Origin of the sequence: Sphingomonas sp. Sphisp66 (assembly GCF_047324325.1) — a bacterium.
Taxonomy (GTDB): domain Bacteria; phylum Pseudomonadota; class Alphaproteobacteria; order Sphingomonadales; family Sphingomonadaceae; genus Sphingomonas.
Genome location: NZ_CP168508.1, coordinates 3,670,269 through 3,689,887, shown reverse-complemented (window position 1 = coordinate 3,689,887; position 19,619 = coordinate 3,670,269). Strand labels below are relative to the sequence as shown.

General features: G+C 67.5%; 27 protein-coding genes. 12 read left to right on the top strand and 15 right to left on the bottom strand.

Annotation, left to right across the window (positions count from 1 at the left end; genetic code table 11):
* Positions 1-110 precede the first annotated feature (110 nt).
* Entirely contained in the window at positions 111-1,004 is an 894-nt protein-coding gene (yghU, locus tag ACEN8G_RS16665) for a glutathione-dependent disulfide-bond oxidoreductase (RefSeq protein ID WP_413418368.1), read from the bottom strand.
* Positions 1,005-1,089: 85 nt separating this feature from the next.
* On the opposite strand from yghU, the gene ACEN8G_RS16660 reads away from it, so the two are divergent.
* Positions 1,090-1,473 (top strand): hypothetical protein, encoded by a 384-nt coding sequence (locus tag ACEN8G_RS16660; RefSeq protein WP_413418366.1) that lies wholly within the window; start codon positions 1,090-1,092, stop codon positions 1,471-1,473.
* Positions 1,474-1,494: 21 nt separating this feature from the next.
* Here the strand turns inward: ACEN8G_RS16660 and ACEN8G_RS16655 are convergent, their stop codons facing one another.
* The 4 genes from ACEN8G_RS16655 to plsY are packed head-to-tail and all read right to left on the bottom strand — an operon-like array spanning position 1,495 to position 4,346.
* Positions 1,495-2,148 (bottom strand): hypothetical protein, encoded by a 654-nt coding sequence (locus ACEN8G_RS16655; RefSeq protein WP_413418364.1) that lies wholly within the window; start codon positions 2,146-2,148, stop codon positions 1,495-1,497.
* Between the two features lie 8 nt (positions 2,149-2,156).
* A complete protein-coding gene (locus tag ACEN8G_RS16650; protein ID WP_413418362.1) occupies positions 2,157-2,627 on the bottom strand; it encodes a GFA family protein in 471 nt (156 codons plus the stop codon).
* Complete coding sequence (dprA, locus tag ACEN8G_RS16645) at positions 2,624-3,703, bottom strand: DNA-processing protein DprA (RefSeq protein WP_413418360.1); 1,080 nt, start codon at positions 3,701-3,703, stop codon at positions 2,624-2,626. Before dprA ends, ACEN8G_RS16650 begins: the two co-directional genes overlap by 4 nt.
* Positions 3,696-4,346: a glycerol-3-phosphate 1-O-acyltransferase PlsY gene (gene plsY, locus ACEN8G_RS16640; RefSeq protein ID WP_413418358.1), complete on the bottom strand. Its 651-nt coding sequence runs from the start codon at positions 4,344-4,346 to the stop codon at positions 3,696-3,698. The genes dprA and plsY overlap by 8 nt, the downstream gene beginning before the upstream one ends.
* 107 nt (positions 4,347-4,453) lie before the next feature.
* Here plsY and ACEN8G_RS16635 point away from each other — a divergent pair, with 107 nt between their 5' ends.
* Complete coding sequence (locus ACEN8G_RS16635) at positions 4,454-5,176, top strand: sigma factor-like helix-turn-helix DNA-binding protein (protein ID WP_413418356.1); 723 nt, start codon at positions 4,454-4,456, stop codon at positions 5,174-5,176.
* A gap of 126 nt (positions 5,177-5,302) precedes the next feature.
* Positions 5,303-6,115 (top strand): glutamate racemase, encoded by an 813-nt coding sequence (gene murI / locus ACEN8G_RS16630; RefSeq protein ID WP_413418354.1) that lies wholly within the window; start codon positions 5,303-5,305, stop codon positions 6,113-6,115.
* Positions 6,116-6,119: 4 nt separating this feature from the next.
* On the opposite strand, the gene ACEN8G_RS16625 is transcribed toward murI, so the two are convergent.
* Positions 6,120-6,290 carry a hypothetical protein gene (locus ACEN8G_RS16625; RefSeq protein WP_307117476.1) on the bottom strand — a complete coding sequence of 57 codons (171 nt, stop codon included), beginning with the start codon at positions 6,288-6,290 and terminating at the stop codon, positions 6,120-6,122.
* A 236-nt stretch (positions 6,291-6,526) separates the two neighbouring features.
* On the opposite strand from ACEN8G_RS16625, the gene hemA reads away from it, so the two are divergent.
* Positions 6,527-7,768: a 5-aminolevulinate synthase gene (gene hemA / locus ACEN8G_RS16620; protein ID WP_413418351.1), complete on the top strand. Its 1,242-nt coding sequence runs from the start codon at positions 6,527-6,529 to the stop codon at positions 7,766-7,768.
* A 6-nt stretch (positions 7,769-7,774) separates the two neighbouring features.
* On the opposite strand, the gene ACEN8G_RS16615 is transcribed toward hemA, so the two are convergent.
* The 6 genes from ACEN8G_RS16615 to ACEN8G_RS16590 form a co-directional block, all read right to left on the bottom strand.
* A complete protein-coding gene (locus ACEN8G_RS16615; protein WP_413418349.1) occupies positions 7,775-8,335 on the bottom strand; it encodes a Uma2 family endonuclease in 561 nt (186 codons plus the stop codon).
* A 38-nt stretch (positions 8,336-8,373) separates the two neighbouring features.
* Complete coding sequence (locus ACEN8G_RS16610) at positions 8,374-8,898, bottom strand: DUF4199 domain-containing protein (RefSeq protein WP_413418347.1); 525 nt, start codon at positions 8,896-8,898, stop codon at positions 8,374-8,376.
* 222 nt (positions 8,899-9,120) lie between these two features.
* Entirely contained in the window at positions 9,121-9,534 is a 414-nt protein-coding gene (locus ACEN8G_RS16605; RefSeq protein ID WP_413419165.1) for a response regulator transcription factor, read from the bottom strand.
* 2 nt (positions 9,535-9,536) lie between these two features.
* Entirely contained in the window at positions 9,537-10,199 is a 663-nt protein-coding gene (locus ACEN8G_RS16600; RefSeq protein ID WP_413419163.1) for a class I SAM-dependent methyltransferase, read from the bottom strand.
* Complete coding sequence (locus ACEN8G_RS16595) at positions 10,196-11,440, bottom strand: DUF3419 family protein (protein ID WP_413419161.1); 1,245 nt, start codon at positions 11,438-11,440, stop codon at positions 10,196-10,198. Before ACEN8G_RS16595 ends, ACEN8G_RS16600 begins: the two co-directional genes overlap by 4 nt.
* A gap of 159 nt (positions 11,441-11,599) precedes the next feature.
* Positions 11,600-12,094, bottom strand: a complete 495-nt coding sequence (locus ACEN8G_RS16590; protein ID WP_413419159.1) for a DUF1579 domain-containing protein — start codon at positions 12,092-12,094, stop codon at positions 11,600-11,602.
* A 232-nt stretch (positions 12,095-12,326) separates the two neighbouring features.
* On the opposite strand from ACEN8G_RS16590, the gene ACEN8G_RS16585 reads away from it, so the two are divergent.
* Together ACEN8G_RS16585 and ACEN8G_RS16580 are read left to right on the top strand one after the other, a co-directional pair.
* Positions 12,327-13,193, top strand: coding sequence for a LytTR family DNA-binding domain-containing protein (locus ACEN8G_RS16585; RefSeq protein ID WP_413740626.1), 867 nt, complete (start codon positions 12,327-12,329; stop codon positions 13,191-13,193).
* A gap of 12 nt (positions 13,194-13,205) precedes the next feature.
* Complete coding sequence (locus tag ACEN8G_RS16580; protein WP_413417875.1) at positions 13,206-13,619, top strand: hypothetical protein; 414 nt, start codon at positions 13,206-13,208, stop codon at positions 13,617-13,619.
* Between the two features lie 126 nt (positions 13,620-13,745).
* Here the strand turns inward: ACEN8G_RS16580 and ACEN8G_RS16575 are convergent, their stop codons facing one another.
* Entirely contained in the window at positions 13,746-14,219 is a 474-nt protein-coding gene (locus ACEN8G_RS16575; RefSeq protein WP_413417877.1) for a hypothetical protein, read from the bottom strand.
* Entirely contained in the window at positions 14,219-14,470 is a 252-nt protein-coding gene (locus ACEN8G_RS16570) for a hypothetical protein (RefSeq protein WP_413417879.1), read from the bottom strand. Before ACEN8G_RS16570 ends, ACEN8G_RS16575 begins: the two co-directional genes overlap by 1 nt.
* 58 nt (positions 14,471-14,528) lie before the next feature.
* On the opposite strand from ACEN8G_RS16570, the gene rpiB reads away from it, so the two are divergent.
* The 5 genes from rpiB (at position 14,529) to ACEN8G_RS16545 (ending at position 18,408) form a co-directional block, all read left to right on the top strand.
* On the top strand, positions 14,529-14,981 hold the full coding sequence (rpiB, locus tag ACEN8G_RS16565; protein ID WP_307117488.1) for a ribose 5-phosphate isomerase B: 453 nt from the start codon (positions 14,529-14,531) through the stop codon (positions 14,979-14,981).
* Positions 14,978-16,288, top strand: a complete 1,311-nt coding sequence (gene glyA / locus ACEN8G_RS16560) for a serine hydroxymethyltransferase (RefSeq protein WP_413417881.1) — start codon at positions 14,978-14,980, stop codon at positions 16,286-16,288. The genes rpiB and glyA overlap by 4 nt, the downstream gene beginning before the upstream one ends.
* A gap of 115 nt (positions 16,289-16,403) precedes the next feature.
* Positions 16,404-16,865: a transcriptional regulator NrdR gene (gene nrdR, locus ACEN8G_RS16555; protein ID WP_307117490.1), complete on the top strand. Its 462-nt coding sequence runs from the start codon at positions 16,404-16,406 to the stop codon at positions 16,863-16,865.
* A 102-nt stretch (positions 16,866-16,967) separates the two neighbouring features.
* On the top strand, positions 16,968-18,077 hold the full coding sequence (locus tag ACEN8G_RS16550; protein WP_413417883.1) for a TrmH family RNA methyltransferase: 1,110 nt from the start codon (positions 16,968-16,970) through the stop codon (positions 18,075-18,077).
* A 76-nt stretch (positions 18,078-18,153) separates the two neighbouring features.
* On the top strand, positions 18,154-18,408 hold the full coding sequence (locus ACEN8G_RS16545; RefSeq protein WP_413417885.1) for a hypothetical protein: 255 nt from the start codon (positions 18,154-18,156) through the stop codon (positions 18,406-18,408).
* Between the two features lie 6 nt (positions 18,409-18,414).
* On the opposite strand, the gene ACEN8G_RS16540 is transcribed toward ACEN8G_RS16545, so the two are convergent.
* On the bottom strand, positions 18,415-18,717 hold the full coding sequence (locus ACEN8G_RS16540) for a chorismate mutase (RefSeq protein ID WP_413417887.1): 303 nt from the start codon (positions 18,715-18,717) through the stop codon (positions 18,415-18,417).
* A 227-nt stretch (positions 18,718-18,944) separates the two neighbouring features.
* Here ACEN8G_RS16540 and rpsD point away from each other — a divergent pair, with 227 nt between their 5' ends.
* A complete protein-coding gene (gene rpsD, locus ACEN8G_RS16535) occupies positions 18,945-19,559 on the top strand; it encodes a 30S ribosomal protein S4 (protein ID WP_413417889.1) in 615 nt (204 codons plus the stop codon).
* The last annotated feature ends 60 nt before the right edge of the window (positions 19,560-19,619 follow it).

The following is a 19,619-nucleotide window of genomic DNA, read 5'->3' as shown; positions in this document are numbered from 1 at the left end:
GGGGCTGGGGGCGGGTGGATGCATGCGATACGGTGGGGGTGGTACCTGCGTCCGCAGTAGGCCCGGAGGCGACCCACCCCCGACCCCCCCCTTCCAGGGAGGGGAGGTTTCTACGCCAGCATCTTCGCCCGCACTGCGTCGATGTCCGCCGCCGAGTGGCGCTCGGCGAGGCGGAACTCCTCCGGGCCCGAGCCGCGATTGACCAGCCGTCCGCGCTGCACCGCCTCGCGCTCGCCGACCTCGGCGACCCAGCGGTTGAAATGCTCATACTCGCCGATGTTGAGGAACTCGGCGGCACCCGCATAGGCATCGCCGCGGGCCACGCCGCCATACCAGGGCCAGATCGCGATGTCGGCGATCGTGTACTCGTCGCCGGCCAGGAACCGGTTCTTCGCCAGGTGCGTGTCGAGAACGTGCAGCTGGCGCTTCACTTCCATCGCATAGCGGTTGATCGCATATTCGATCTTGAACGGGGCATAGGCGAAGAAATGGCCGAAGCCGCCGCCCAGGAACGGCGCGGAGCCCATCTGCCACATCAGCCAGCTCATCGTCGCCGCGCGCTTCGCCGGGTCGGTCGGCAGAAAGGCGCCGAACTTCTCGGCCAGATAGACCAGGATCGCGCCGCTCTCGAACACGGTGATGTTGGGCGAGACCGAATGGTCGACCATCGCCGGGATCTTCGAATTCGGGTTGATCCCGACGAAGCCGCTGCCGAACTGGTCGCCCTCGCCGATATTGATCTTCCAGGCGTCATATTCGGCGCCCGCATGGCCGGCGGCGAGCAGCTCCTCGAGCAGGATCGTCACCTTCTGGCCATTGGGCGTGCCGAGCGAATAGAGCTGGATCGGATGCTCGCCAACCGGCAGCACCTTCTCGTGCGTCGCGCCCGAGACCGGCCGGTTGATATTGGCGAACTGGCCGCCGCTCGGCTGCTCCCAGGTCCACACCTTGGGCGGGACATAGCCGGCTGGCTGGTTGTTGGCGGGATCGGATGCGTCGGCCATGTCGATAGTCTCCCCTGGGGATTGCTGCGGGCATGTAGGAACGGCTCCGAAACTTGCCAGTCCCCCGCGCTTGAATCCCGCGCGAATGACTGTCAGCCTGCGATGGGACAGGGGGAGGGATGCGATGAAAGGCCGGCATCTGCTGCTTCTTGGCGCGCTCGCCATGCTGGGCGCGTGTGCTGCGAGCCATGGTGGCAAAAGCTTCACGATCCCCGCGAGCGAGATCACCGCCGGCTGGACCAACGCGCTTTACCGGGAAATGGCTCGCGCCGCCGAGGACGGAACCGATCCCTCATGGAATATCGTGCCCAGCTTCTCGGATGCGCGATGCCGATGGACCATCCCGGGGCGCGAGGCGATGTGCCGTTACACGCGGTGCAGCCGTCTGCGCTGCCGGCCGCAGCGCACCGGCAGCGAACCCGAACACCGGACCACCAGGACCGAGCATGGCTGGGACTTCGGCTTCTAGCCGCGCCCGGCCAGGGCTCCCTCAGGCGAAGACCTGTTCGAGATCGTTCGACGGGCCGCGGGTCAGCCGATGGATCGCCACAGCTGCGTGCCAGATCAGGGCCTGCGCAGTATAGGCGAACAGGTTCGAGAACAGTGCCAGGCCGATCGGCACCGGGCCATATTCGGGATAGAAAAAGAGCGTTCCCACGAAGAACAATATGGGCACGCTCGACAGCAGCAGGGCAGCCGAGATCGGCGCCACCAGCGATTGGGTGCGCGACCAGCTCTCCCGCATCGCCTTGTTGCTGGTCATGCCCTCGCCGATGATCAGCGGCGCCACCAGCGACCAGCGGGCCCATAGATAGATGCCGGGCAGGATCAGGAAGGCGCAGCCGATCGCGATGGCCAGGCTGGTGAGGATCATCGCGAGGGCGAAGGACCCGCCCCGCCCGCTTCGCCCGTCCGCATCGAGCAGTCCGGCGCCCCGCAGCGCGCCGCGGGTCACGCCATATTGGGCAAAGAGCGTGCCGATCCCGATGGCGAGGTTCAGCCCGGCACCGTCCGAGCCAACCGCATCGGCGGCGGTGCTCAGCAGTATCAGCACCGACATGGCGGCAAGCGTAGTCGGCAGGTTCGCGCCGAGCAGCGCAAAGCTGTTCCGCACGATCAGCGCCGTGTCGATCTTCTGCTCCATGTGCTCCCTCAGTTCCCCACTTGGCCTGGCCGCTCGGGTCCGCCCATGCGGCGGATTCTGCGCCAGAGCAAACGCGGCCCCCATTCCAGCGCCATCGACAGGGCGGAGCGCTTCTTCGTGTCGCTCTCGAAGCGATAAAAGGCGGGCTTGCCGTCGTGGAATATCTCGTGCGTGAGCGTCAGACCCTCCGCATCGAACAGCCCTGCGCTGACCGCAATCTCGGGGCCGAGCGTCGGGCGGTGGAAGATGCTGCTCCCGCACCTCTCGCAAAAGCCGCGCTCGGCAAAGCCCGATGCCTGGAAGATGCGCAGGGTCTCGCCCGCAATCTCCGCCTCGGGCGCCTGGATCGCCATCCAGGGGCCGCTGCACCAGCGTCGGCACATCGCACAATGGCAGGCGCCGACGGCGTTCCGTTCGACAGGGACCGAGACGCGGACACCGCTGCACAGGCATCGGCCGTGGCGACGGGCTTCGGTCATATCACGCTCACCCGGCCGCCGGCGTGCCGTTCCAGCCGCCCGGCCAGTTCCAGCTCGAGCAGCACGGTCTGCACCACCGCCGGCGCCAGCCCGGACTGGCGGATCAGCTCGTCCACGCTCACCGCCACCGGCCCGAGCAGCCCGGCCACCGCGCGCCTGTCCGCATCGCTGGCATCCTCGGGCGGCGGCCCCGGCCAGCCGCTCGCCGGCGCCCGCACCGCGCGGGGATCGATCGGGCGGACCATCTCGAGGATGTCGTCCACGCCCTGCACCAGGGTCGCGCCTTCGCGGATCAGCAGGTTGCAGCCCTGTGCCCGCGGATCGAGCGGCGATCCTGGCACCGCCATCACGTCGCGCCCGGCTTCGCCCGCGATCCGCGCGGTGATCAGCGACCCCGATCGCGGCGCCGCCTCGACGACGACCGTGCCGAGCGCGAGGCCCGCGATGATCCGGTTTCGCGAGGGGAAGAAGCGGGCGAGCGGCTCGGTGCCCGGCGGCTGCTCGGCGAGGAGGAGCCCCTCGCGGGCGACGCGCTCCTGCAATTCGCCATTCTCGGGCGGGAAGGCGATGTCGATCCCGCTGGCGATCACCCCCACCGTGCCGCCGGCCAGCGATCCGACATGCGCCGCGGTGTCGATCCCGCGCGCCAGGCCCGAGACCACCGTGACGCCCGCCTCGGCCAGCCCCAGCCCAATCTGCCGGGCGAAGCGGCAGGCGGCGGCGGAGGCGTTGCGCGCGCCGACGATCGCCACGGCCGGCCGGTCGAGCAGCTCCAGCCGCCCGCGCAGGATCAGCGCCGGCGGGGCGCTGTCCAGTTCGGCGAGCAGCGGCGGATAGCCGTCATCCTCCAGGAACAGATAGCGTGCGCCGAGCCGCTCCACCGCAGCGATCTCGCGCCGGATGGCGCCTGGGTCGGCGATCACGGGCGCGCGGCCGCCTCCCCGCGCTGCGAGCATCGGCAGCGCGTCGAGCGTCGCCTCGGCGGTGCCGAAGCGTGCGACCAGCTGGCGATAGGTCACGGGGCCGATATTGGCGGAGCGCAGCAGCCTTAGCCGTGCCTCGCGCCTGTCAGGCACTTTTCTTGCCGCCGCTCTTACCGGCGCCGACGCGGGGCTCGGTGCCGTTGAGCAGCCGGTCGATATTGGCGCGATGCTTCCACAGCACGATCATCGTCAGCGCGAGGAGCATCAGCACCAGCTCGATCCGCCCGAAGAATGCGGCGCTCACCGGCGCACTGATCGCCGCGCTCATCCCGGCGAGCGAGGAGATGCGGAGTGCCGCGAGCAGGCCGAGCCAGACGACCGCGAAGACCACGCCCGAAGGCCAGTGGAGCGCGAGCACCACGCCCATCATCGTCGCGACGCCCTTGCCGCCGTTGAACCTCAGCCACACCGGGTAGCAATGGCCGATGAACGCGGCCAGGCCGCCCAGCACGCCGCCGCCCGGCAGGATCGCGCCGGCGATCAGCACCGCCGCGGCGCCCTTGGCCAGGTCGAGCAGCAGGGTCGCCGCCGCCAGCCCCTTGCGGCCGGTGCGCAGCACATTGGTCGCGCCGATATTGCCCGAGCCGATCTGGCGCAGGTCGCCGGCGCCGAAGAAGCGGGTCAGCAGCAGCCCGAAGGGGATCGAGCCCAGCAGATAGCCGAGCAGCAAGACCCCTGCGGGAACCAGCCATGGAATGTCGTTCGTCAAAGGATCCCCCTGCGCACCGGTCAACATAGTGGGTTGCTGCGGGTGCGCAATGTGGATGGGGTACCAATCGCTCCGACTTGGGCGAAACTCGACTTTCGCCTAGCCTCGTGCGCCAATGGGGCGGGGAGTTGCGCGTGCTGGACGATCGAATGCGGGCGGCGATCGCCCGGCTGACCGAGAATGAGAAGGAATGCCTGCGCCGTCGCCTGCTGCCCCAGACCGCCAAGGAAATGGCGATCGATCTCGGCGTCTCGCCGCATGCGGTCGAGAAGCGGCTCAAGATGGCGCGCACCAAGCTGGGCCTGTCCTCCTCGCTCCACGCCGCACGGCTGCTCGTCCAGGCGGAGTCCCATGCGTTGGTATCCCATGCGCCGGACCTCGTCGTCGGCACCGCGCCGCAGCATGCCGGTCCCGTCCCCGGCGGCAGGCGCCGGTGGTGGATTGGAGGTATCACGGCAATGAGCATCGCGATCGCGGCGGCACTCGCCGTCACCCTGGCCGGCGCGCCGACGCCCCGGCAGAGCGCACCCGCTCCGCAGCAGCAAAAGGCCAAGATGTATGACGGCCCCTTCGTCCCGGCGACGCCCGAACAGGCCACGGCCTTCGTCGCGGCGAGCTTTGTGGCGATGGACAGGGACAAGTCCGGCTATCTCGAAGCCGGCGAGGCACCGCGTGCCTCCGTCAGCGTCAATCATGGTCCGCGCAAGGACATAGGGGCGGAGCAGGGCGGCCGGATGTTCCTCGCCCGCTTCGACACCAATGGCGACGGCAAGGTGAGCAAGGACGAATATATCGCGACGCGCCGCCCGATGGTCCTCGCCATGGGCATCCCGGCCAACTGGAAACCGCGCCCCTGATCCTGCTCCCGCAAGGTCGAGGACCACACACGGCGTCTAGCGAATTGAACCCCGGATCCCCCCAGGGGGTGTTCCTGAACCTCGGGGCGGTTGACGCTCACCCGTCGCGGAGCCATGCCCGCGGCGATGACCGACGACCGCCCCATCCTGTTCTTCGATTCCGGCGTGGGCGGGCTCTCGGTGCTCGCGCCCACCGCCGCGCTGCTCCCGTATGCGCCGCTCGTCTATGTCGCGGATTCGGCGGGCTTTCCCTATGGCACGCGCAGTGAGGGCGAGATCGCCGCGCGCGTGCCGGCGCTGCTCGGCCGCCTGGCGGAGCGCTATGATCCGCGCCTGATCGTCATCGCCTGCAACACCGCTTCCACCATCGCGCTCCACCATGTCCGCGCCGCGCTCGACGTGCCGATCGTCGGCACCGTCCCCGCGATCAAGCCGGCGGCGGCGATCAGCCAGACCCGGGTGATCGGCGTGCTCGGCACCGAGGCGACCGTCCGCCAGCCCTATGTCGACGATCTCGCCGCCCGCTTCGCCGGCGACTGCACCGTGCTGCGCCACGGCTCAGCCGAGCTGGTCGAGATCGCCGAGGCCTCGCTGGAGGGGGTGAAGCCGCTGCCCGAGCGGATGCGCGCGGTGCTCGCCGGCCTGTTCGATCAGCCGGGCGGAGAGCGGATCGACGTGATCGTCAACGCCTGCACCCATTTCCCGCTGGTCGAGGCCGAACTGGCCGCCGCCGCGCCGCATCCCGTCCGCTTCGTCGATGGCGGCCCGGGCATCGCCCGGCGAGTCGCGCACCTCACCGAGGGCCAGTCCTGGCCCCATGTGGTCGGATCGGCGTCAGCGTTGTCGGGGAAGGCGGTGTTCACCGCGCGCAGTGCCCGGACCGATATGCTGGCGCCTGCCCTGGCGCGCTACGGCCTGGTCGAGATCGAGTCGCTCTAGCCGGTCAGGCGTGAGCGGAGGGCGCTCCGACGACATGGATGTCGCGCAGCCGGGCCGAATAGCGCTCGGCCATCTCCTGATGGACGCGCCGCGCGGTCATGTCGTCGCTGCGTTCGGCATGCTCGCGCTCCTGCCGTTCGCGCATGGTGAAATATTCTATGTCTCTGGCGCTCATATGGTGGTGCTCCTTGTGCAAGCGGGAGCGCGCTAGGTCTCTCAGCCGCGGACTCGCTTGATAAGCCGACTCGCCCGCGATGATCCTTGTTTACCACATCCGGCGCGATTCCCGCAGCAAACCCTCTCAATTTCGGACCAACCGGCTTTTGTCTTGGATCAAAGGTGTTCCGGACCGCACCGATTAGGCAATATGTCCAACTGGAAATCGCCGTATTTTGACGGTAGGAACGCCTGATGCACAGCGCAGACAGCCACGCGCCCGTCGACTATGGCCGGGTCTTCACGTCCGCGATCGACCGGTTGCACGCCGAGGGCCGCTACCGCGTCTTCATCGACATCCTGCGCAACAAGGGCATGTTCCCCAATGCGCGCTGCTTCGCCGGGCACAACGGGCCGAAGCCGATCACCGTCTGGTGCTCGAACGACTATCTGGCGATGGGCCAGCATCCCAAGGTGATCGCGGCGATGGAGGAGGCCCTCCACGATGTCGGCGCCGGCTCGGGCGGCACGCGCAACATCGGCGGCAACACCCATTATCATATCGAGCTGGAGCAGGAGCTCGCCGATCTCCACGGCAAGGAGAATGCGCTGCTCTTCACCTCGGGCTATGTCTCGAACGAAGCGACGCTCTCCACCCTCGCCAAGGTGCTGCCGGGCTGCATCGTCTATTCGGACGAATTGAACCACGCCTCGATGATCGCGGGCATCCGCAATTCGGGCTGCGAGAAGCGCGTCTTCCGCCACAACGACCTCGCGCATCTCGAGGAATTGCTCGCCGCAGACGATCCGTCGGTGCCCAAGCTGATCGCGTTCGAGAGCGTCTATTCGATGGACGCCGACATCGCCCCGATCGCCGAGATCTGCGACCTGGCCGACAAGTATAACGCGCTGACCTATCTCGACGAGGTCCATGCCGTGGGCATGTACGGCCCGCGCGGCGGCGGCATCTCGGACCGCGAGGGGCTGGCCGATCGGCTGACGATCATCGAGGGCACGCTCGGCAAGGCGTTCGGCGTGATGGGCGGCTATATCGCGGCCGACCAGATGATCATCGACGTGATCCGCAGCTATGCGCCCGGCTTCATCTTCACCACCTCGCTCTCGCCCGTGCTGGTCGCCGGCGCGCTGGCCAGCGTGAAGCATCTCAAGGGCTCGTCGGAGGAGCGCGAGGGCCAGCAGGCCGCCGCCGCCAAGCTCAAGGCGATGATGGCCGAGGCCGGTCTCCCCGTCATGGCCTCGACCACGCACATCGTGCCCTTGATGGTCGGCGATCCGGTCAAGGCCAAGAAGATCAGCGACATCCTGCTCGCCGAGTACGGCGTCTATGTCCAGCCGATCAACTACCCGACCGTTCCGCGCGGCACCGAGCGTCTGCGCTTCACGCCTGGCCCCGCGCATGACGAGAGCATGATGCGCGAGCTGGTAGATGCGCTGGTCGAGATCTGGGGCCGGCTGGAGCTGCGCCGGGCGGCATAAGGCCGCTCAGTCGATCGTGACGGTTCCCGGCAGGCCGGGAATCTCCATCGGTTTCCCGAACGGCACGATTTCGGCCGGACCATAAGCGGTTCCGCTGTCGCCCAGGCGGAAGCAGTGCGTGTGGTTCTTCACGCTATCGACGACCCAATAGGCCGGGATGCCGGCTGCGCCATATTCGTCGCGCTTCTCGCCCAGGTCCCGCTTGTGCGTCGTCTCGGCGATTTCGACGGCGACCAGCACTTCCTCGCCACGGAGCGCCTTGTGGGGCGATGCCTCCGGCCGGACCACGACCACATCGAAGGCGCGCACGGTCAGGTCGTCGATCCGGATCACCACATCGGTACCGACTTTCGCGCCGATCGCCTTGGCAAGCGGAAACAGCAACGCGATGATCCGTGCGTTGAGTTCGCCATGCGTCCATTCCGCCGGCATCATCTTTTCGATTTCCCCCCGGACGAGTTCGGCGCGCATGTCCTCGAACGCGCCGAGCTCCAGCATCCGCAGAAAATCGTCCGCCGTGATCGGCACGGCGTGGCTGGCGCGGGCGAAGCGGGTCTGCTCGTTCACGGCCGCATGGTACCGCATCGCCCGCCGATTGGCGACTCCTAGGCCTCCCCACGCGCCGGCAGGAAGCGGCTGTTGCGCAGCAGCGCGGCCGAGACCAGCGACACCAGCACGCCCACCGGGAATATCTCGATGAAGGTCATCGGCAGCCGGAACAGCGGGTTGTGATAGGCGGTGCGGAAGCCTTCCATCTCCGCCTGCGCCTTGGCCAGCTCCGCGCCGCTCTTGCCGTCGAGCATCGCCCCGGCGAACTTGTCGATGAACGCGTCGATGCCGATCGTCGCCAGCGCCAGGTCCCAGCAGATCGCATAGACGATGCCGGCGACCAGGCTGATCGCCAGACCCATGCCGAAGGCCGGCCAGAAGCGGATCACGCCGCCCTGCGCCACGTCGCGCTGGCGCTTGATCGCGAGGAAGATGGCGCTCAACCCGATCAGCATGATCAGATAGCCGATCGCCATGCCATACTGGCCGGTGGCGCCTTCGAAGTTGAGCACGATGACGGAGAGCAGGCCGCCGGCGATCAGTCCGCCGATCACGCCGTGGGTCAGGATGGTGCGCAGCATAGTCGTCCCCCTTGGGTTAAGGTTGCGCCCCGATCAGCCGCGCCGCAAGCCGCTGCGGCAATCCCCCGAAAGGATGATTTGCGTGAAACGCGCACGCTCCCCTCCCTGAAAGGGAGGGGCTGGGGGTGGGTGGATGACCGCGATACGGCTCCTGCATTCCCGTCGCCTCGGTAAGCCTGGACGCGACCCACCCCTAACCCCTCCCTTTCAGGGAGGGGGACTTTACTGCACGATCCCCAGTTCCCGCGCCCGCGCCACCGCATCCCCGCGCCGCTTCGCGCCCAGCTTCTCCAGCAGCCGCGCGACATGCGTCTTCACCGTGTTGAGCGACACGCCCAGCCGCTCGGCGATCTCCTGGTTCGATCGCCCGGCGAGCAGTTCCTCCAGCACCTGCAGCTCCCGCGGCGAGAGGCCGAGCGTCGCTACCGCCTGGGGATTGCCGTCGAACGTACGCGGGGCCGGCCGCGCGATCCCGCGCATACCGAGCCAGACGCCGAGCGCCAGGAAGCCGCCCGCGATCAGGAAGACATAGACGTCGCCGAGGTGCGAGCGCACCAGCCGCTGGTAATCGAGCCATTGGAGCAGCAGTGTCCCCGCCGCCAGCAGCGCGCCGTACAGGACGATGCGCCGAACCAAGTTCAGTCCCGCGTCAGCGTCGCGCTCCACACATAGCCGCGCAGGGTCGAGCGGAAGTCGAGCCGCAGCCCCTGTTCTTCCGCGACCCGCTTGAGCACCGCGGGCAGCGTGTCGCGCGGATAGACGTGGAAGTCGTTCAGTGATTTGAAGTGCAGCCGCTTGGCAAAGCCCGGCAGCCGCTCATACTGACCGAAATCGACGATGTGCAGGCTGCCGCCCGGCGCCAGCGCCTTCGCCCCCAGCTCGATCGCCTCCACCCAGGGCGGGATCATCGAGAGCGTGTAGCTCATGAACACCCGGTCGAGCTTCTCGACGCCGAACAGCGCGTTCACATCGAACGCGCCGGCATCGCCCTGCGCCAGCGTGATCTTGCCGCTGAGGCCGTTCTTCTCGACCGATGCGCGCGCCGTCTCCAGCATCGCCTCGCTGATGTCGAAGCCATAGAAGCGCGCCTCGGGGAAGCGCTTCGCCGCCACGATCAGGTTGCGCGCCGTGCCGCAGCCGACCTCGAGCACCGTGCCGCCCCTGGGCGGGTTCAGTCCGCGGATCAGCGCGTCGCGCCCCAGCAGGTAGAATTTCCGCGTGAAGTCGTAGAAGTGGCGATGGAGCGCATAGGTCGCGTCCATCAGCCCCTTCTGGTCGGCGCCCCCGGTCGCGGCACTCATGCGTGCGGCTTCAGCGTCCAGACGTGGGTCGCGCCATAGACCGACGAACGGTCGCGGCGCGTCCAGTCGTCGAGCTTGGCCTGGTCCTCATATTCCCACTGGCTCATCAGCTCCTCGGGGATATGGCCCTTCACCACATCGGGGATCGCCGCGGTGCGATAGAGCACGCGCGCGCCGGGCTTGGCGGTGCGGGTGATCTCGCCCCAGATCCGGGTCAGCTGCTCGTCGGTCATCCAGTCCTGCGCATCGAGCAGGATGTAGCGGTCGAGCGACTGGGCCGGCATCGTCTCGAGATAGTCGGCATAGTTGGTGTGGCGGATCTCGACGCGGTTGGCGCGCGCGCGCACCACGTCCCAGTTCTTCGCCTCGAGATACGGCGGCAGCGGCGCGTCCGGACCTTCGCCATAGCCGCGGCCGAATGCCTGCCAGGCGTAGAAATTGTCCTTCAGGTCGAAGTCACAGGCGAGCTTGCGCAGCCGGCTCTTCAGCGCGCCGGTGATGCCCGCCTTGTCGTCGATCTTGAGCAGGTCATATTGCGCCGGCGGAATGCCGAAGCCGAACAGGGCGGCGGGCTGGTCGACCAGCCAGCGCAGGAACTTCTTCTCGAAGAACGGCTCGAAGCGCGTCTCGAAGATGTGGCGCTGCTCCTCGATATTCTTCGCCGCCAGGATCTCGCGCGGATCGATGCCGTAGCGGTGCGCCAGCCAGTGGACGAAGCCGATCAGCCGGCCGAGCAGGCCGTATTTGTAGAAGCCGTGCTTGAACGCCTCGATGCGGCGCGTGCCGTTCAGGCCGCGGCGCTCCCAGTAATCGCGGTACGGCGCATCGAGGTGCGGGGCGATGAACTGGCGATAGGCCTCGACATTCTCGGCCTTGTTGGCCTGGCCGAAGAAGCGGTGGAACGCCGCATAATCGGGCAGGTTCAGTGCTGCCTGCTTCTTGAGGTTGTTGAGCGCGATATGTGCCGGATTGAGATCGACCGCAGTGATCTTCGCCGGGTTCGCCGTCAGGTACGAGAAGACGTTGCACCCGCCCGAGGCGATCGTGACCATGTGGTGGTCCGGCTGGAGCTGCAGCGCCTCCATGTCGATCACCGGATCTTCCCAGATCTGCGGGTAGACAAGGCCTCTGAACGCGAAGGTGAAGGCGCGCTCGAGCAGGCCCTCCTTGGTCATGTGCTCATGGCGGTGCACGGCGCCGCGGACGGCGACATTCTTCGGCGTCTTGGTAATCGAACCCATCAATAGCTCCTGGACGCCCCGGCGGACGAGCGGTGGTCCGCCACGCCCTATTACCCCTTTGTGACGAACCGGCGTCACTCTAGGGTCTATCCCCTGTGCCCGCAACGCCTCGTCGCGGGCACTCCCGGGGACGCCCCTAGAGTCAGGAGCCCAGCAAAATCAATCCCGTGTCACGCTGCTGGCGACCGGCCAGTCGCTGTCGCCGACGCGCTTGAGCACCATCTTGAAGAAGGGGCGGGCCGGCTGGCCCTCCGCGACGAAATCGCCGGTCTCGGTCCAGGTGGTGCCGTCGAACACTGCGGTGTAGCGTACCTTGGCGCCCGGACCCGCCGGCGTCTCCCACACATAACCCTTGCTGCCCTCGGTCACCGTGAAGGGGAAATTGCCCGATCGCCCGCCGGTATAGCTCTGCATCGAAAAACTCTGGGTCCGCGCGTCGTAGGAGACCACGGCAAAGGCATTGAACGGCACGCTGCCGTCCGGATTGAATGCCTTGCCCTCGATCAGCGTGATCGTGCCGTCGAGCAAAGTGCCGACCCGCTCGGTATGGGTGACCACCTGCTCCGGCCCGCCCGGCAGCTTCATCCGCGCCTCGCCGCGCCATTTTCCGTGCATCCAGTCGAGCTTGTGCGCCGCCTCCACCTGCGCCGCCATCGCGGCCTTGTCGTCATGCTGGGCGTGGGCGGTGAGGGGCAGGAGGAGGACAGCGAGGGTGCAACCCCAAACAGTTCCCCGCGCTCTTTTGGCGTTATCCCCGCGAAGGCGGGGATCCAGGGTAACAGAGCGACGTCCTTCGTAACTCTGGATCCCCGCCTTCGCGGGGATGACGAAAATGAACGGCTTGATGTGAAAGAGGGACTTGGCTTTCCCGAACATTCCGATCTCCATGTTGTCGCGGGCTCCCGCCCATGGCAGCCTGTTCGCCATGCCCGCCGCCCGGTCGCTCCGCACTGGCCCCGCCGCCCGCTCGCCGGGCAAGCGCGGTTTCGCGAAGCGCGCGTTCGGCTTCGCGAAACGCGCGTTCCCGAAAGCGCCGGTGCCGGGATTTCCGCTGCTCTGGATCGCCTGCCTTGCCGCCGCGGCGCTGATGATCGTCACCGGCGGGTTCAACACCGGTGCGCTGCCGCTCGGCCAGCGCACCGCCTTCTGGCTGCTGCTGATGGGCTGGAACGCGCTCAAATGGCAGGTGCTGTTCGCCTGGGGCGTGCGCAAGCCGAGCGACTGGCCGCGCGTCGCGCTGCTCGGCGCCATCCCGCTCAATCTGCCGCTGCCGATCGAGATCCCGCTCGTCGGCGCACTGATCGGCCGGAGCATGCGCGTGATGCCGCTCGACGTCTGGCTGCGCGCGGCGGCGATCAGCGTGGTGATCTTCGCGGTCTGCGCGCTGGTCGCCTGGATCCTGCTGCGCCGGATGTGCCCGGTCCGCGCGGATACCGGCCTGCTCGCCCGCACCCGCATCGCTGCCGAGCAGCTGGCTGCGATCGAGGCCGAGGACCATTATTGCCGCGTCCACCGCCGCGACGGGACGAGCGCGCTGCTTCATTACCGCTTCGGCGATGCGCTGGACGAAGTCGCCGCCCTCGACGGCCTCCAGGTCCATCGCGGCGCCTGGGTCGCGGCGGAGGCCGTCGAAGGCGCCGAGCGCGACGGCCGCAAATGGCGCCTGCTGCTCGCCGGCGGCGGCAGCGTGCCGGTTAGCGCGACCTATGCGGCAGAGGTGCGGGCGCGGGGGTGGCTGCGGGGGCGGGGGTAAATGTTCGGAGCGATGCTCAACACGTTGCGCGGCTATCGGCGTGTCTTCCTGCCGCTGGAGGCTGCCATCCTCGCCGAGGTCCGGTCCTCTCTTCCCGAGCAGGTGCATCCCGCATTCGATGATCGCCTTGCCCGGATCAACATGATCCAGCCCATTCTCGGCGGGCAGGAGGTCAATCTCTATGAGCGCCACCAGGGCGTGATCCTGTTCCCGGCATCGAGCCGGATCTTGTCCACCGATGACTCGATCCCCATCGCCACGGTGGAGCTGTCTTCGTCCGATCCGATGTCCCGGCTGAAAGCACGGCTCTATTGCGGGCGCGGCGTCCTCACCTCGCTCGAATTCGACCGGCCCAGCGAACACGCGGAACTCGAAACCGTCACGGCGATGAAGGTGCGGGTGACGCCGAAGCTGCCCTGGAGCTGACGGAGGGCGCTATCCGCAAGAACCAGGCTGATCCCAGGCGAAGGCCGGGGATCAGCTTGTGCGTCAGCGGTAACCGCGCGTTGTTGCCCGACCTTGTGCCGGGGTAACGGTTGGAGGCGAGGAACTTCAATCCCGGCAGTACCCCTCGCCGGTATGCACGGTCAGGCAGTCCTTCTTGCCGGCGAGATACTTCAACCCCGTCGCATCGCCGTCGCTCGCGCGCAGCGTCTGCGCGCCGTCCGGCCGCTTGAACGAAATGCCCTCGCGCGTGCCCTTGCCCTCGAACGAACCCTTGTCGTCGAGCGTGTACTGCATCTCGAGCTTGTAGGTCCCCGGCTCGGCGCCCTTGGCGACGACCAGATAGGTCCCCTCGACGCCCTTCCACCGCCCGACCCAGTCGTCGCGGTCGACCGGCTTGCCGGACACTTCCTTCTTCAGGTCCGACGCGCCCTGCTCGACGGCATTGGCGATCGATCCGCCCACCGCCACCGCGGCATTGCCGGCGGTCTCTGTGGCATTGGCCGTCGCGTCCGCAGCCTTGTCGGCCGTGTTGCATGCCGCGAGCGCCAGTGCCGGCGCGAGGATCAGCAGCGCGCGCATCAGCGAGTCGCCTCGTCGATCGCATTGCCGACATGCTCGGCGCGGTTGCCGATGTCGCTGGCGGTATTGTCGAACGCGTCGCCGGCATCGTCCGCGGCGTTGCTCAGCGTATCGCCCATGTCGTTCACGCTGTTCTCCAGCGAGTCGCCGGTGCGGTCCAGCGAGTTGCTCAAATTGCTCTCCGTGCCCGGCGAACAGGCCGCGAGGCCCAAGGCGAGGGCGGGAAGCAGGGCGAAAATCGTCTTGCGCATGTTTCTCTCCGAATAGTCGGTCTAGCCAGCCGGTCCCGCGCGGCGTAGGGGAGCGCGCATGCCACACACCATCGCCATCGCATCGGACCATGCCGCCTACGCAATGAAGGCAGAACTCGCCGAATGGTTGCGTAACGAAGGGCACGAAGTGCTCGATTTGGGCACGAACGGCCCCGAGAGCGTCGATTATCCCGATTACGGCTATCGTCTCGCCAAGGCGATCGAGGATGGCCGGGCCGAGCGCGGCGTCGCGCTGTGCGGCTCGGGCATTGGCATCTCGATCGCGGTCAACCGCAATCCGGCCGCCCGCTGCGCGCTCGTCTCCGAGCCGCTCTCGGCCAGCCTTGCGCGCCAGCACAACGATGCCAATGTCGTCGCCCTCGGCGCCCGCCTCGTCGGCATCGAGATGGCCAAGGCCTGCATCACCACTTTCCTCGCAACCGAGTTCCTCGGCGACCGCCACCAGCGCCGGGTCGAGAAGCTCAGCCACCCCGAAAGGAACCCCGCATGAGCACCAATCCCGTTAGCAATGGCGTGCAGCCGGACGGTTTCTTCACCCGCAGCCTCGCCGAGGCCGATCCCGCGGTCTTCGCCGGCGTCGAGCATGAGCTGAAGCGCGAGCAGTATCAGATCGAGCTGATCGCCTCGGAGAACATCGTCTCCAAGGCGGTGCTCGAGGCTCAGGGCTCGGTCTTCACCAACAAGTACGCCGAGGGCTATCCCGGCAAGCGCTACTACCAGGGCTGCCACCCCTCGGACGAAGTCGAGCAGCTGGCGATCGACCGCGCCAAGCAGATCTTCGGCTGCGACTTCGCCAACGTCCAGCCGCACTCGGGTGCGCAGGCCAACGGCGCGGTGATGCTCGCGCTCGCCAAGCCGGGCGACACGATCATGGGCCTCAGCCTCGATTCGGGCGGCCACCTCACCCACGGCGCCAAGGCGGCGATGTCGGGCAAGTGGTTCAACGCGGTCCAGTACGGCGTCGACCCCGTCACCCACCTGATCGACTTCGACGAGGTGCTGGCCAAGGCCAAAGAGAGCCAGCCGCGCATCATCATCGCCGGCGGCTCTGCCTATCCGCGCCACATCGACTTCGCGAAGTTCCGCGCGATCGCGGACGAAGTCGGCGCGATCTTCATGGTGGACATGGCGCACTTCGCCGGCCTGGTCGCCGGTGGTGTCCACCCGACGCCGTTCGGCCACGCGCATGTCGTGACGACGACCACCCACAAGACGCTGCGCGGCCCGCGCGGCGGCGCGGTCTTCACCAATGACGAGGCGATCGCCAAGAAGATCAACTCGGCGGTGTTCCCCGGCCTGCAGGGCGGCCCGCTGATGCACGTCATCGCTGCCAAGGCGGTCGCGTTCGGCGAGGCGCTCCAGCCCGAGTTCAAGAGCTACGCCGCGGCGATCGTCGAGAACGCCAAGATCCTCGCAGCCACGCTCAAGGAGCGCGGCGCGGCGGTGGTTTCGGGCGGCACCGACACGCACCTGGCGCTGATCGACCTCACCCCGCTGGGCGTGACCGGCAAGGACGCCGACGAGGCGCTCGAGCGCGCGGCGATCACCTGCAACAAGAACGGCATCCCCAACGATCCGCTGCCGCCGGTCAAGACCAGCGGCATCCGCGTCGGCTCGCCGGCGGGCACCACCCGCGGCTTCGGTCCGGCCGAATTCCGCGAGATCGGCAACATGGTCGCCGACGTGCTCGACGGCCTGAAGAAGAATGGCGAGCAGGGCGACGCCCAGGTCGAAGCGAACGTCCGCGAGCGCGTCCGCGCGCTGTGCGAGCGCTTCCCGATTTACCCGGAGCTTTGATGAACCTTCTCCCTCTCCCCGCTTGCGGGGAGAGGGTCGGGGAGAGGGGCATGAGCCGAGACTTCTCCTTCGACCCCCTCTCCCCGGCCCTCTCCCCTGAAGGAGAGAGGGAGTAATGCGCTGCCCCTTCTGCGGACATGAAGACAGCCAGGTAAAGGACAGCCGCCCCACCGAAGACGGGGCGGCGATCCGCCGCCGGCGCCAGTGCGAGGCCTGCGCCGCGCGCTTCACCACCTTCGAGCGCATCCAGCTGCGCGAGCTCACCGTGCTCAAGAGCGAGGACAAGCGCGAGCCGTTCGACCGCGACAAGCTGGTCCGCTCGATCTCGGTCGCCACCCGCAAGCGCCCGGTCAACAGCGTGCAGATCGAGAAGCTGGTCTCGGGCATCCAGCGCCAGCTCGAGACGATGGGCGACACCGAAATCCCCTCGCAGAAGATCGGCGAGCTGGTGATGCAGGGACTGAAGGGCCTCGATTCGGTCGCCTATATCCGCTTCGCCAGCGTCTATAAGGACTTCCGCGAGGCCAAGGACTTCGAGGAATTCGCCGGCAATGTGAGCGAGGTGGGGAAGGGATAGCCCGGCTCCCTACCTTCCCTACACCCGATCATCCTGAGTAGCCCCTGAGCTTGTCGAAGGGGCCTATCGAAGGACGGACGGTAAGGGGGAAGGACCGGTGCGATGAGCTTCCACGTCTACATGTTGCGCTGCGCGGACGGCTCCTATTATGTCGGCCACACCGAGGACGTGGAGCACCGGATAGCCCAGCACCAGCAGGGCGCCCTTCCGGGCTACACCCACGGCCGGCGCCCGGTTGAGCCCGTCTGGGCAGAGGAATTTGCCACCCGCGACGAAGCGCGCGAGGCGGAGCGCCGGATCAAGGGTTGGTCGCGCGCGAAGAAAGAAGCATTGATCCGAGGTGATTGGGATTTGATCAGGCAGTTGGCGAAAAAGTCCTTCGATACGGGTCTTCGACAGGCTCAGCCCCTACTCAGGATGACCGGGGAGGGGTTGGAGGCCGGCGGCGTGGATGTGCGCCGGGTGGCCCTACCCCCCGTCATCGTCCTCGTCCGTCCGCAGCTCGGCGAGAATATCGGCAAGGCCGCGCGCGCCATGCTCAATTTCGGGCTGGTCGAGATGCGCCTCGTCGCCCCGCGCGATGGCTGGCCCAATCCCAGCGCCGGTCCGGCCGCGTCGGGCGCCGACATCGTGCTGGAGAAGGCCCAGGTCTATGAGACCGTCGCCGATGCCGTGGCGGACTGCGCGCATGTCTATGCCACCACGGTGCGCAAGCGTGGCGTCACCAAGCCGGTGATGACCCCGGAGGAAGCCTCGCGCGAGATCCACCGCGAGGAAGGGCGCTCGGCGATCCTGTTCGGCCCGGAGCGCTCGGGGCTGGAAACCGACGACGTCGCCGTCGCCCGCACCATCGTCACCGTGCCGATCAACCCGGAGTTCGGCTCGCTCAACCTGGCGCAAGCGGTGATCCTCGTCGCCTATGAATGGTCGAAGCATGTCCCGAGCGCGGCGGAGGGCGGGGTGAGCCTCGCCCAGCCGACCCAGGAGGAGCTCGATCCCCCCGCGCCGCAGGACGAGCTCGACGGGATGATCGGCCAGCTCGATGCGATGCTCGAGGATTCGGGCTATTATTTCCCGCCCGATCGCGTGCCGTCGACCAGGCGCACGTTGCGCACGGTGCTCACCAAGCCGGGCTGGTCGTCGCAGGAGCTGCGCACGCTGCGCGGCGTGCTCTCCGCGCTCGAAGGCAAGAAGCGCCACCGCACCGGCTGATACATTGCGGCAATGCAGTTCCGCTTCTCGCGGCCGCTGCGTCGCGATACGCAAGGCCCATCTTGGGAGGGACCCGATGCGTATCGTGACCGTGATTGCCTTGCTTGCTCTTTCCACCCCGGCACTTGCCCAGGACGCGGCGCCCGCGCCTGCAGCGCCGGCGAAGGAAAAGAAGATCTGCCGCAGCCTCGACGTGACCGGCTCGATGATGGCGAAGCGGACCTGCCATACGCGCGAGGAATGGCGCCAGATCGACGACGCCAATGGCGAGGATGCCCGGCGCACGCTCGACAGCCGTCGGCTCGGCACCGACGGCAGCAGCCGCAACTAGCCCGGCTCAGCGCCGGTCGAACGCCTCGAGCTCATAGGCGATCGAGGCTTCGACAAGCAGTTCCCAGATGTCGCCGATCGCCGCGTCGGGGATGCCCGCGGCCCGGGCATGGGCACGGGCATTGCCGATGACCTGCGCCTTGCGGGCCTCGTCGCGGACCTGGCCGCGCTCGGGCTTGATGCGGGCGGCGGCATCCATATAGCCGAAGCGGCGCGTGAGCAGCTGGACCAGCGCCGCGTCCACCGCATCGACGCCGGCACGGACCTCCAACATGGTCGTGCAGGCTTCGGGGTCGAGTATCTCTTGCATGGCCGCTCCTTGGCGGTGCGGCGCTTCGCTGTCCAGCACGGCGCTTCAATTCGTCCCCGAGGCGGGCTCGGGGCAGCGCCGGAGAACTTGACTCCTGCCCCCCACGCCGCTAACCGCGCGCCTTCGCAATGGCCCCGCACCCCGGTGAAGTGGCGGCCCTGCCCTCCTCAGTGAGACCAGCAGGCGGATACCGGGACCAACGTCGTTAGCAGTTGCAAGGATTACAAATGTCGAAGCGTTCCAGCGCAAAGTACAAGCTTGACCGCCGCATGGGCGAGAACATCTGGGGTCGTCCCAAGTCCCCGGTGAACAAGCGCGAATACGGCCCGGGCCAGCACGGCCAGCGCCGCAAGGGCAAGATGTCGGACTTCGGCATCCAGCTGCGCGCCAAGCAGAAGCTCAAGGGCTATTACGGCGACGTCACCGAGAAGCAGTTCAAGCGCGCCTATGAGGACGCTTCGAAGATGAAGGGTGACACCTCGCAGAACCTGATCGGCCTGCTCGAGCAGCGCCTCGACATGATCGTCTACCGCGCCAAGTTCGCGCCGACGATCTTCGCGGCCCGCCAGCTGGTCAACCACGGCCATGTCCGCGTCGATGGCGAGAAGTGCAACATCGGTTCGCGCCGCATCAAGCCGGGCCAGATCGTCTCGCTTTCGCAGAAGGCGCAGGAAATGGCGCTGGTGATGGAGGCGCAGAGCCTCGCCGAGCGCGACATCCCCGATTACGTGTCGCCGGACGGCGCCTCGAAGATCACCTTCACCCGCGTGCCGACCCTCGACGAGGTGCCGTACCCGGTGAAGATGGAGCCGAACCTGGTCGTCGAATTCTATTCGCGCTAAGTTCGCTTCCTTCGGGAACGAGAAAAGAGGGCGGTCCTTCGGGGCCGCCCTTTTTCGTTT

Excerpts from the sequence above, each read along its gene's own strand:
- yghU (WP_413418368.1), bottom strand. The coding sequence starts at position 1,004 with ATGGCCGACGCATCCGATCCCGCCAACAACCAGCCAGCCGGCTATGTC.
- ACEN8G_RS16660 (WP_413418366.1), top strand. The coding sequence starts at position 1,090 with ATGACTGTCAGCCTGCGATGGGACAGGGGGAGGGATGCGATGAAAGGC.
- ACEN8G_RS16655 (WP_413418364.1), bottom strand. The coding sequence starts at position 2,148 with ATGGAGCAGAAGATCGACACGGCGCTGATCGTGCGGAACAGCTTTGCG.
- ACEN8G_RS16650 (WP_413418362.1), bottom strand. The coding sequence starts at position 2,627 with ATGACCGAAGCCCGTCGCCACGGCCGATGCCTGTGCAGCGGTGTCCGC.
- plsY (WP_413418358.1), bottom strand. The coding sequence starts at position 4,346 with ATGTTGACCGGTGCGCAGGGGGATCCTTTGACGAACGACATTCCATGG.
- murI (WP_413418354.1), top strand. The coding sequence starts at position 5,303 with ATGACCGACGACCGCCCCATCCTGTTCTTCGATTCCGGCGTGGGCGGG.
- ACEN8G_RS16625 (WP_307117476.1), bottom strand. The coding sequence starts at position 6,290 with ATGAGCGCCAGAGACATAGAATATTTCACCATGCGCGAACGGCAGGAG.
- hemA (WP_413418351.1), top strand. The coding sequence starts at position 6,527 with ATGCACAGCGCAGACAGCCACGCGCCCGTCGACTATGGCCGGGTCTTC.
- ACEN8G_RS16610 (WP_413418347.1), bottom strand. The coding sequence starts at position 8,898 with ATGCTGCGCACCATCCTGACCCACGGCGTGATCGGCGGACTGATCGCC.
- ACEN8G_RS16600 (WP_413419163.1), bottom strand. The coding sequence starts at position 10,199 with ATGAGTGCCGCGACCGGGGGCGCCGACCAGAAGGGGCTGATGGACGCG.
- ACEN8G_RS16595 (WP_413419161.1), bottom strand. The coding sequence starts at position 11,440 with ATGGGTTCGATTACCAAGACGCCGAAGAATGTCGCCGTCCGCGGCGCC.
- ACEN8G_RS16590 (WP_413419159.1), bottom strand. The coding sequence starts at position 12,094 with ATGGCGGCGCAGGTGGAGGCGGCGCACAAGCTCGACTGGATGCACGGA.
- ACEN8G_RS16585 (WP_413740626.1), top strand. The coding sequence starts at position 12,327 with ATGTTGTCGCGGGCTCCCGCCCATGGCAGCCTGTTCGCCATGCCCGCC.
- ACEN8G_RS16580 (WP_413417875.1), top strand. The coding sequence starts at position 13,206 with ATGCTCAACACGTTGCGCGGCTATCGGCGTGTCTTCCTGCCGCTGGAG.
- ACEN8G_RS16575 (WP_413417877.1), bottom strand. The coding sequence starts at position 14,219 with ATGCGCGCGCTGCTGATCCTCGCGCCGGCACTGGCGCTCGCGGCATGC.
- ACEN8G_RS16570 (WP_413417879.1), bottom strand. The coding sequence starts at position 14,470 with ATGCGCAAGACGATTTTCGCCCTGCTTCCCGCCCTCGCCTTGGGCCTC.
- rpiB (WP_307117488.1), top strand. The coding sequence starts at position 14,529 with ATGCCACACACCATCGCCATCGCATCGGACCATGCCGCCTACGCAATG.
- glyA (WP_413417881.1), top strand. The coding sequence starts at position 14,978 with ATGAGCACCAATCCCGTTAGCAATGGCGTGCAGCCGGACGGTTTCTTC.
- nrdR (WP_307117490.1), top strand. The coding sequence starts at position 16,404 with ATGCGCTGCCCCTTCTGCGGACATGAAGACAGCCAGGTAAAGGACAGC.
- ACEN8G_RS16550 (WP_413417883.1), top strand. The coding sequence starts at position 16,968 with ATGAGCTTCCACGTCTACATGTTGCGCTGCGCGGACGGCTCCTATTAT.
- ACEN8G_RS16545 (WP_413417885.1), top strand. The coding sequence starts at position 18,154 with ATGCGTATCGTGACCGTGATTGCCTTGCTTGCTCTTTCCACCCCGGCA.
- ACEN8G_RS16540 (WP_413417887.1), bottom strand. The coding sequence starts at position 18,717 with ATGCAAGAGATACTCGACCCCGAAGCCTGCACGACCATGTTGGAGGTC.
- rpsD (WP_413417889.1), top strand. The coding sequence starts at position 18,945 with ATGTCGAAGCGTTCCAGCGCAAAGTACAAGCTTGACCGCCGCATGGGC.